Here is a 9,308-nt window from a genome sequence, read left to right as displayed (position 1 = left end):
CGCCAGTCTCGGCAAGCACCTTCGTGATCGCAGCCGTCAAAGACGTCTTGCCGTGGTCAACGTGACCAATCGTACCAATGTTGCAATGCGGTTTCGTACGCTCAAACTTTGCCTTGGCCATTTGCCTTCTCCGCTATATCGGATCTGTATCTGCTTGATGCCTGGTGTCTTCGGATCAGCCGGCGAGTTTCGCCAGCACTTCGTCCGACACGTTCTGCGGCACCTGGGCGTAGTGATCGAAAGTCATGGTGTACTGCGCACGACCCTGGGTCATCGAACGCAGGTTGTTGACGTAGCCGAACATGTTGGCCAGCGGCACCATGGCGTTGATGACCTGCGCGTTGCCGCGCGGCTCGGTGCCGGTGAGCTGACCACGACGGGACGAAAGATCGCCCATCACGTCGCCAACGAAGTCTTCCGGCGTCACGACCTCGACCTTCATGATCGGCTCGAGCAGCTTGGCGCCGGCCTTGGGAGCGACCTCTCGGAACGCGGCGCGAGCGGCGATTTCGAAAGCAAGTGCCGAGGAGTCGACGTCGTGGTAGGCACCATCATAGAGGGTGGCCTTGAAGTCGATGACCGGGAAGCCGGCGAGCACGCCCGAGGCGGCAACCTGGCGGATGCCCTTTTCCACGGCCGGCACGTATTCCTTCGGCACGTTGCCGCCCACGACCTCGTTCGAGAACTGAACGCCAGCACCGGCCTCCAGGGGCTCGAACTTGATCTTGACGCGGGCAAACTGGCCCGAACCGCCGGACTGCTTCTTGTGGGTGTAGTCGATGTCGGCGACCTTGGTGAGAGCTTCACGATAGGCAACCTGCGGGGCGCCCACGTTGGCTTCGACCTTGAATTCGCGCTTCATGCGGTCGACGATGATTTCGAGATGGAGCTCGCCCATGCCCTTGATCACGGTCTGACCGCTTTCCTGATCCACCGACACGCGGAAGGACGGATCCTCGGCGGCCAGACGGTTCAGGGCAATCGCCATCTTCTCCTGATCGTTCTTGGTCTTCGGCTCAACCGCGACCTCGATGACGGGTTCAGGGAATTCCATGCGCTCCAGCACGATCGGATGATTCGGATCGCACAGGGTGTCGCCGGTGGTGGTGTTCTTAAGACCCGCTAGCGCTACGATGTCGCCGGCGCGGGCTTCCTTGATTTCCTCGCGGCTGTTCGCATGCATCTGCAGCATGCGACCGATACGCTCGCGGTTTTCCTTCACGGTGTTCAGAACGCCCGAACCGGCCTCGAGAACGCCAGAGTAAATACGCACGAAGGTGAGCGAGCCGACGAAGGGGTCGTTCATGATCTTGAACGCGAGGCCGGAGAACGGCTCTTCGTCCGAGGTCTTGCGGGTCATTTCCTCGTCGGTGCCGGGCTTCATGCCCTTCACGGCAGCCAGGTCGACCGGCGACGGCAGGTAGTCGATGACGGCGTCCAGCAGCGGCTGCACACCCTTGTTCTTGAAGGCCGAGCCGCAGAGCACCGGCACGAACTTGCCGGCAATGGTGCCCTTGCGGATGCAGGCCGTCAGCGTCTTCTCATCCGGCTCGTTGCCTTCGAGATAGGCTTCCAGGGCCGCGTCATCCATCTCAAGGGCAGCCTCGATCATCTTCTGACGCCACTCAGCAGCCTGATCCTTCAGATCGGCAGGAATGTCGTCGTAGAAGAATTCAGCGCCGAGACTTTCGTCCTTCCAGATGATCGCGCGATTGCGCACCAGATCGACAATGCCCTTGAAATCGGCTTCCGAACCAATCGGCAGCGTCAGCACCAGAGGATTGGAGCCAAGGCGATCGACAATCATGTCGACGCAACGGAAGAAGTTGGCGCCCATGCGGTCGAGCTTATTGACGAAGCACATGCGCGGCACGCCGTACTTGTCAGCCTGACGCCACACAGTCTCCGACTGCGGTTCAACGCCGGCAACGCCGTCAAACAGGCAAACCGCGCCGTCGAGCACGCGCAGCGAGCGCTCCACCTCGATGGTGAAGTCGACGTGACCAGGGGTGTCGATGATATTGATGCGATGGTTGTTCCAGAAGCAAGTGGTGGCAGCCGACGTGATCGTGATGCCGCGCTCCTGCTCCTGCTCCATCCAGTCCATTGTGGCAGCGCCGTCATGCACTTCGCCGATCTTGTGGGAACGGCCAGTGTAATAAAGAATGCGCTCCGTCGTGGTGGTCTTGCCGGCATCGATGTGGGCCATGATGCCGATGTTGCGGTAGCGCTCGTAAGGGGTCGTGCGAGGCATGACGATCTCCGGGTACTCTCTAAGCCGCTCTTACCAGCGGTAATGCGAGAAGGCCTTGTTGGCCTCTGCCATACGATGGGTGTCTTCGCGCTTCTTGACCGAACCGCCGCGGCCATTGGCGGCGTCCAGCAGTTCACCCGACAGGCGGTCAATCATGGTGTTCTCGCCACGCGAACGGGCGGCTGAGATCAGCCAACGGATCGCCAGGGCCTGGCCACGGTCATGACGAACCTCGACCGGAACCTGGTAAGTCGCACCACCAACGCGGCGCGAACGCACTTCGATCTGGGGACGCACGTTGTTCAGCGCGTCGTGGAACATCTTCACCGGATCGTTGCCGGTCTTGGCCTTGATGCGATCAAGAGCACCATAGATGATGGCTTCGGCGGCCGACTTCTTGCCGTCGTACATCAGCATGTTCATGAACTTGGTGAGGGTGAGATCGCCGAACTTCGGATCCGGCAGGATTTCACGCTTCTCAGCTGCGTGGCGACGCGACATCGGGTCTCTCCTGAATTACTTCGGACGCTTGGCGCCGTACTTCGAACGGCGCTGCTTGCGGTCCTTCACGCCCTGCGTGTCGAGCACGCCGCGGATGATGTGATAACGCACGCCGGGCAAATCCTTGACGCGGCCGCCGCGGATCATCACCACCGAGTGTTCCTGCAGGTTATGGCCTTCACCAGGAATGTAGCTGGTGACTTCGAAGCCGTTGGTCAGGCGCACGCGGGCGACCTTACGAAGCGCCGAGTTGGGCTTCTTCGGCGTCGTGGTGTAGACGCGCGTGCAAACGCCGCGGCGCTGCGGGCATTCCTGCAGTGCAGGAACCTTGTCACGGACCGGCTTCGGCGAGCGCGGCTTGCGGATCAGCTGGTTGATCGTCGGCATACGAGTGGAAACTCCGCCAAGTTTGGTTCAACACACAAAAACAACCCAAGGCGAACCACCGACGGCCATATGGCCCGGCAATCCGCCTTGAAACTTCGCTCCCGACCCATCCTTGCGATCCATCGACCGCGGAGAGGGGTCATTATGTCTCTTGCGTAAGCCTAGCCTCGACGTGAGCGCTACGGAGACCCTGGCCGTTCATCGACCTGTGTCTAGGTTGAACCCCTACCACCAAGTCGAATCGCGGGGCGGACAATACTCACCGCCCCCTACCCGGTCAAGCGCGATTTGACCAATTCCGATGAAGTTTTTCGGGCTATCTGGGAACACTGAAAAAGACTGGGATTCGCCACCATTTCGAGCCGGCACCGGGTTGCTGAGGTAGCCTTGGGAACGGGTACAATCAGAGAACACGACATACACCCTCGAAACTCAGACGAGGGCTGCGCGGGAATAGTTTGCTCGAATCGCCATAACCGAGATTGCACAGGAAGTTAGATTTTACATAAGTTTCACGGAAAAATTCCGCATCCACCTTGGCATTGTCAAAACCGGACATCGGACCACAATCTAGGCCTACCGCCCGTGCCGCCAGGATGAAATACGCCCCTTGCAGGGTTCCGTTACGGAAGGCCGCCAATTCGGCTCCTTTCGGATCATTGGCGAACCAGTTCCGGGCCTCCGGATTGTGTGGAAACAGTTCAGGCAGCCGGTCATAAAATTTCAGGTCGTAACCAATGATCGCCGTCACGGGGGCCGCCATGGTCTTTTCCAGATTGCCCTCCGACAGGGCAGGACGGAGGCGTTCTTTCGCCTGCCTGGACCGCACGAAGACTATGCGGGCCGGACAGGAGTTGGCGCTGGTCGGCCCCATTTTCATCAACTCGTATATCTGGTGCAGTTGCGCGTCGCTGACTGGTCTGTCCTGCCAGCAGTTATGCGTCCGCGCGTGACGGAACAGGGTGTCGAGAGCGCCGGCGTCCAGCATGATAAATCCTCAAATGGCAACGAAGATGAGTCGCTCCACCGCTAACATGCCCCTTCCCGCCTGAAAACCTTGGTTACGCCGCCGTAATGCGCCGGGTTGGAAAATTATTCATCCAAGGTCGGATATTTTGCGACGGACGGAACTCTTTCCTCCGGTGCTCCGCCCCCCCTATAATCATTTGCACAACAACCAGATACGCAGTCACCCAACCCTGGGGGTAAACGAATGACCGCCGGCAGCAAGCCCGTTACGCTCAACGATCCCAATACCGGAAAGACCGTCACCCTTCCCATGATGGATGGCTCGGTCGGCCCGTCTGTGATCGACATCCGCAAGCTCTACGCCGAATCAGGCTATTTCACCTACGATCCGGGCTTCACCTCTACCGCCAGCACCGAAAGCAAGATCACCTACATCGATGGCGATGAGGGCGTACTGCTGTATCGCGGCTACGACATCGCCGATCTGGCCGAGAAATCCACCTTCCTGGAAACCTGCTATCTGCTGCTGAATGGCGAACTGCCGAACGCGAAGCAGCGCATGGATTTTGAGAAGTCGATCACCATGCACACCATGCTGCATGAGCAGATCCACTTCCTGTTTCGCGGCTTTCGCCGCGATGCGCATCCGATGGCCGTGATGTGCGGTGTGGTCGGTGCCCTGTCGGCTTTCTATCACGACCAGACTGATTACGACGATCCGCATCAGCGCATGATCGCGCAGCATCGCCTCATCGCTAAGATGCCGACCATTGCGGCCATGGCCTATAAATACTCGGTTGGCCAGCCCTTCATGTATCCGCGCAACGATCTGGGTTATGCCGAGAATTTCCTGCAGATGACCTTCGGCGTGCCGGCCGAGCCCTACAAGATCAGTCCGGTCCTGGCGCGCGCAATGGATCGCATTTTCATCCTGCACGCCGACCACGAGCAGAACGCTTCGACCTCGACCGTGCGTCTGGCCGGCTCGTCGGGTGCCAATCCGTTCGCCTGCATCGCCGCCGGCATTGCCTGCCTCTGGGGGCCCGCCCATGGCGGCGCCAACGAGGCCGTTCTGAAGATGCTGGAAGAGATCGGCTCGATCGACAAGGTCGGCGAGGCAGTCAAGAAAGCAAAGGACAAGAATTCGGGCTTCCGCCTGATGGGCTTCGGCCACCGCGTCTATAAGAATTACGACCCGCGCGCCAAGGTCATGCGTCAGACCTGCTATGAGGTGCTGGACGAACTGGGCGTGAAGGATGAGCCGCTTCTGAAGATGGCCATGGAACTCGAGCGGATTGCCTTGGAAGACGACTATTTCGTCTCCAAGAAGCTGTATCCGAACGTGGACTTCTATTCGGGCATCATTCTGCGGGCAATGGGCTTCCCCACCGCCATGTTCACCGCCCTGTTTGCGCTGGCGCGCACGGTCGGCTGGATCGCCCAGTGGAACGAGATGATCGAGGATCCGGCCCAGAAGATCGGCCGCCCCCGTCAGCTTTACACCGGTTCGCCGAAACGCGCGTTTATTCCACTCGACAAGCGTAAATAATCCGCGTTTTATAAGAGCTGTTGGCGGCACCGGCGGGAGGCGGGCCGATGGGCAAGCGAGCGGAACAACATGGCGGTGAGCCACCCGGGGATAACCGGACAACCGGCTATGGTTGGCTGCGTCCGGGTTATCTCACCATGCCGGCGCCATCCAATGACAACCGGATGCCGCCAGGTTCCCTGTTGCGCAAGCCGCAATTCTGGGTCTGGATCGGCCTGATGGCCCTTGGCTTGACCTGGATCGCCACCCGCTTCTGAACAACGTTCTTCGCAATATGCAAAAAGGCCCGGCAAATGCCGGGCCTTTCGCTTTCCTGTGCCGCCCCGCTTATTTCTTCTCAATCAGCTCGACTTTATAACCGTCCGGGTCCTCGACGAAGGCGATCACGCTGCCGCCATGCTTCATCGGGCCGGGTGGGCGCGGAATCTTCACACCGGCTGATTGCAGCCTCTCGCACAGGCCGTAGATGTCCGGAACGCCGATGGCGATATGGCCGTATCCGCTACCTATGGTATAGGGCTCTTTCTGCCCCCAGTTATGGGTCAGTTCGATTACTGCCTGATCCTTTTCGTCTCCATATCCGACAAAGGCCAGGGTGAACTCGCCGCCTGGATAATCCTGCCGGCGCAGCAGCCTCATGCCCATCTTGTTCACATAGAAATCCAGCGACTTCTCCAGGTCCAGCACCCGCAGCATGGTGTGCAGCATTCGGAACGGCGTGGCCTGGGGTGCGGTAGCCGGCTTTTCAGCGGTTGCAGTCTGGCTCATGAAAATCCTCCGGGGTATGTCATACGGCAATATGGTGATCCGCTGGCGGAAGTCGAGGCTAGGCTGGCGGATGCAGACGCCGTGCCGCAACGGCGAGCACGGCACCGGCCGCACGATGGCTGGGAGACAGCACATCATCCGCGCCCAACTGGCTGGCCACAGCGGCACAGGACTCAATCTGTTGCTGGCGCGCTGCGGGATCGCTCAACAGTGTCTTCAGCGCCGGCGCGATCAATTCAGCGCGGCAATCCTGCTGCAGGAATTCTGGCATCACGAGTTTCTTCTGCAGGATATTGACCAGCCCCGCATAGGGGATACGAATGAGCCGCCGCACGATAGCCGCCGTCAACGGATTGACCTTGTAAGCCAGTACCGTCGGCGTGCCGGCGAGACCCAGTTCCAGCGTCGCCGTGCCAGAAGCTGCCAGCGCGACTTCGGCAGTCAACATAGCGGCATAACGTTCGTCGGCCCGATCCAGCACAATGGCAGGGTAAGGCAGACTGAGCGCGGCCTCCCGCACCATTGGGGCGACGGTTCCCACCGTCGGCAGGAGTACCTGAAATTGCAACCCTTCAGCTTTCAACCGCGACAGAACATCCCGGAAGACCGGCAGCAAACGCGCCACTTCACCACGCCGACTTCCCGGCATGACCACCAGCAGGCGGGCATCAGCCGCAAGGCCATGACGGCGACGGAAATCACGGCCATGGGCAGCGGCCACAGCTTCGCGTTCTCGCGCGGTCCGCAGGGTCTCTACGGCAGGGTGGCCAACAAAGGTTGTCGGCAGGCCAACCACCTCAAAATACGGCGGCTCGAAAGGCAGAACGGCCAGCAGATGATCGTACAGTCGCGCCAAGCGCCGGGCCCGCCCCGGTCGCCAAGCCCAAACGGTGGGCGCAACGTAATGAACGAGGGGAAAACTGCGCACCATCAGTTTCTGTGCCAGGCGGCGCGTGAAGCCTGGGCTGTCGATAGTCACCACGACATCTGGAGGATCGTTCAGAAGGAATTGCGCTGTCTGCTCTATGCGCCGCAACAGCGCCCTTGCTCGCGGTAGAACTTCGACCAGGCCCATCACGGCCAGTTCAGAAATGGGGAAAAGGCTTTGCAGGCCTTCTTCCGCCATCTGTTCGCCACCGATCCCCGTGAAAGTCACGCGGCCGCCGGTTTGTTCATATAGAGCGCGCATCAGGCCGGCCCCCAGCACATCGCCGGATGGCTCGCCGGCAATCAATGCAACACGAAGCGATCGGCCATCACCCCCCATGCCGCAACCCAACCAGAAACAGACCCAGGCGATCTGCAAGCGCAGCGGTTGCAGCCGCATCCACCATCAAGGCCGCGCCGGATTCGACTGCGATGCCAGTCAGACCCGCAGCTGCGGCATTCTCGATGGTCGCGGCGCCGATGGTGGGCAGGTCAACGCGGCGATCCTGCTGCGGCTTGACGCATTTGGCCAGAACGCCTCCTCGCGCCTCCGGCCGAGATGCCATGCGTCGCAACAACGCATCGGTCCCGGCATCATCTTCCAGACCGACGACTACCCCCTGCGCTGCCACTGCAGCCTGTCCCCGGTCAGCGATACCCAGATTCCGCGCCGCCGTCATGGCCACTCTGATATCGGCCGCCTGCTGTTCGGTTGGCTGCCGCGTCGAATATACCTGTTCACGCACCAACAGATCCTGCACCAGCGCATCGGCCCCAACGACCCGGAAGCCTTCGCCTTCAAAGGTTTCGGTTATTACGCGCAGCAGGGCATCATCGCCGATCAGGGCAGCCTTGATCAGCTTCGGCAACAGCATGGCGCCGCGCCAGTCCGGTTTCAGGTTTGAGAAATCAGGCTTGGATACATGCCCGCAGAGGCAAACTTCCTGCACGCCGGCAGCCTTGAGTGCTTTCAACAGCAATCCAACCTGCGGCAGGTCGAACCAGCCATGCTCGACACCGGCCACAGCGGCAGGCTCGCAGAATCCGTTCAGAGCTGCAACGAAAAGCGGGCGCTCTTCCGCCCTGCAGGCATCGCGGATCAGCATGGGAATCTGCCCGCCGCCGGCGATCAATCCCAATTTAAGCGGATTTGGGGCCATCCGGCAGCGGCTGGCAGACGCCTCGGGCCGAGGCATTGCGGATAAATTCCACAACATCCTGCACGAGGCCAATCCCAGGGAATAGCTGGGCAACATCTTCCATGCGCTCGGCCAGCGTGCCTTCATCCGCGAATAGCATGCGATAGGCAGAACGAAGCTTATGGATCTCGTCGCGATCAAATCCGCGACGCTTGAGCCCAACCAGATTGAGGCCAGACAGATGCGCCCGGTTGCCGATCACCATGCCAAACGGGATCACATCCTGTTCGACACCGGACATGCCGCCGATCATGGCATGCTTGCCAATGCGGCAGAATTGATGCACCGCAGCCAGACCGCCGACGAAGGCATAATCACCCACTTCGATATGACCTGCCAGAGTCGCGTTATTCGCCATGATGACGTGGTCACCCAGAATGCAGTCATGCGCCACATGGGCGCCTGCCATGAACAGGCAGTTGTCGCCAACCTTGGTGAGCATGCCACCGCCTTCGGTGCCGGGGTTCATGGTCACGCCTTCGCGGATCATGTTGTTCTTGCCGATTACCAGGCGCGAGGGCTCGCCTTTGTATTTCAGATCCTGTGGCGGATGACCGATTGAGGCAAAGGGAAATATCTTTGTTCCACTGCCGACAGTGGTGATGCCCGCAACAACAGCGTGGCTCAGCAATTCCACGCCATCGCCAAGTTCCACATTGGCGCCTACTTGGCAAAATGGTCCGATCCGGACATCGACGCCCAGCTTGGCGCCATTCTCGATCACGGCCGTGCTATGGATCTGGGCCATTGGCGC

General features: G+C 60.2%; 11 protein-coding genes. 2 read left to right on the top strand and 9 right to left on the bottom strand.

Annotation, left to right across the window (positions count from 1 at the left end):
* From ACK4FK_RS12905 to ACK4FK_RS12885, 5 genes are all read right to left on the bottom strand, one after another.
* Positions 1-121: GTP-binding protein (locus ACK4FK_RS12905; RefSeq protein WP_409744194.1), on the bottom strand; the 121-nt coding region annotated here is incomplete at its 3' end.
* 54 nt (positions 122-175) lie between these two features.
* Complete coding sequence (fusA, locus tag ACK4FK_RS12900; RefSeq protein ID WP_409745366.1) at positions 176-2,254, bottom strand: elongation factor G; 2,079 nt, start codon at positions 2,252-2,254, stop codon at positions 176-178.
* A gap of 30 nt (positions 2,255-2,284) precedes the next feature.
* Positions 2,285-2,755 (bottom strand): 30S ribosomal protein S7, encoded by a 471-nt coding sequence (gene rpsG, locus ACK4FK_RS12895; RefSeq protein WP_409745365.1) that lies wholly within the window; start codon positions 2,753-2,755, stop codon positions 2,285-2,287.
* Between the two features lie 15 nt (positions 2,756-2,770).
* Positions 2,771-3,142 (bottom strand): 30S ribosomal protein S12, encoded by a 372-nt coding sequence (rpsL, locus tag ACK4FK_RS12890; protein WP_341896894.1) that lies wholly within the window; start codon positions 3,140-3,142, stop codon positions 2,771-2,773.
* A 403-nt stretch (positions 3,143-3,545) separates the two neighbouring features.
* Positions 3,546-4,130: a malonic semialdehyde reductase gene (locus ACK4FK_RS12885; protein WP_409745364.1), complete on the bottom strand. Its 585-nt coding sequence runs from the start codon at positions 4,128-4,130 to the stop codon at positions 3,546-3,548.
* Positions 4,131-4,355: 225 nt separating this feature from the next.
* Between ACK4FK_RS12885 and gltA the strand changes: the two genes are divergently transcribed.
* Together gltA and ACK4FK_RS12875 are read left to right on the top strand one after the other, a co-directional pair.
* Positions 4,356-5,660 (top strand): citrate synthase, encoded by a 1,305-nt coding sequence (gltA, locus tag ACK4FK_RS12880; protein WP_409745363.1) that lies wholly within the window; start codon positions 4,356-4,358, stop codon positions 5,658-5,660.
* Between the two features lie 47 nt (positions 5,661-5,707).
* The gene (locus tag ACK4FK_RS12875) at positions 5,708-5,917 is read left to right on the top strand and encodes a hypothetical protein (protein ID WP_409745362.1); all 210 of its coding nucleotides are present in this window, start codon (positions 5,708-5,710) and stop codon (positions 5,915-5,917) included.
* A gap of 70 nt (positions 5,918-5,987) precedes the next feature.
* On the opposite strand, the gene gloA is transcribed toward ACK4FK_RS12875, so the two are convergent.
* The 4 genes from gloA to lpxA are packed head-to-tail and all read right to left on the bottom strand — an operon-like array spanning position 5,988 to position 9,302.
* Positions 5,988-6,428 carry a lactoylglutathione lyase gene (gloA, locus tag ACK4FK_RS12870; protein ID WP_409745361.1) on the bottom strand — a complete coding sequence of 147 codons (441 nt, stop codon included), beginning with the start codon at positions 6,426-6,428 and terminating at the stop codon, positions 5,988-5,990.
* Between the two features lie 58 nt (positions 6,429-6,486).
* The gene (gene lpxB, locus ACK4FK_RS12865) at positions 6,487-7,755 is read right to left on the bottom strand and encodes a lipid-A-disaccharide synthase (protein WP_409745360.1); all 1,269 of its coding nucleotides are present in this window, start codon (positions 7,753-7,755) and stop codon (positions 6,487-6,489) included.
* Complete coding sequence (locus ACK4FK_RS12860; RefSeq protein WP_409745372.1) at positions 7,685-8,515, bottom strand: LpxI family protein; 831 nt, start codon at positions 8,513-8,515, stop codon at positions 7,685-7,687. Before ACK4FK_RS12860 ends, lpxB begins: the two co-directional genes overlap by 71 nt.
* On the bottom strand, positions 8,496-9,302 hold the full coding sequence (gene lpxA / locus ACK4FK_RS12855; protein WP_409745359.1) for an acyl-ACP--UDP-N-acetylglucosamine O-acyltransferase: 807 nt from the start codon (positions 9,300-9,302) through the stop codon (positions 8,496-8,498). Before lpxA ends, ACK4FK_RS12860 begins: the two co-directional genes overlap by 20 nt.
* Positions 9,303-9,308: the final 6 nt, after the last annotated feature.

The sequence above is a fragment of the Ferrovibrio sp. genome (genome assembly GCF_046297895.1).
Taxonomy (GTDB): domain Bacteria; phylum Pseudomonadota; class Alphaproteobacteria; order Ferrovibrionales; family Ferrovibrionaceae; genus Ferrovibrio.
This window is presented reverse-complemented; position numbering and strand designations above follow the sequence as displayed.

Bases quoted from the DNA above. Each gene is read 5' to 3' on its own strand.
- ACK4FK_RS12885 (WP_409745364.1), bottom strand. From the start codon at position 4,130: ATGCTGGACGCCGGCGCTCTCGACACCCTGTTCCGTCACGCGCGGACG.
- fusA (WP_409745366.1), bottom strand. From the start codon at position 2,254: ATGCCTCGCACGACCCCTTACGAGCGCTACCGCAACATCGGCATCATG.
- rpsL (WP_341896894.1), bottom strand. From the start codon at position 3,142: ATGCCGACGATCAACCAGCTGATCCGCAAGCCGCGCTCGCCGAAGCCG.
- gltA (WP_409745363.1), top strand. From the start codon at position 4,356: ATGACCGCCGGCAGCAAGCCCGTTACGCTCAACGATCCCAATACCGGA.
- ACK4FK_RS12875 (WP_409745362.1), top strand. From the start codon at position 5,708: ATGGGCAAGCGAGCGGAACAACATGGCGGTGAGCCACCCGGGGATAAC.
- lpxA (WP_409745359.1), bottom strand. From the start codon at position 9,302: ATGGCCCAGATCCATAGCACGGCCGTGATCGAGAATGGCGCCAAGCTG.
- gloA (WP_409745361.1), bottom strand. From the start codon at position 6,428: ATGAGCCAGACTGCAACCGCTGAAAAGCCGGCTACCGCACCCCAGGCC.
- lpxB (WP_409745360.1), bottom strand. From the start codon at position 7,755: ATGCGGCTGCAACCGCTGCGCTTGCAGATCGCCTGGGTCTGTTTCTGG.
- ACK4FK_RS12860 (WP_409745372.1), bottom strand. From the start codon at position 8,515: ATGGCCCCAAATCCGCTTAAATTGGGATTGATCGCCGGCGGCGGGCAG.
- rpsG (WP_409745365.1), bottom strand. From the start codon at position 2,755: ATGTCGCGTCGCCACGCAGCTGAGAAGCGTGAAATCCTGCCGGATCCG.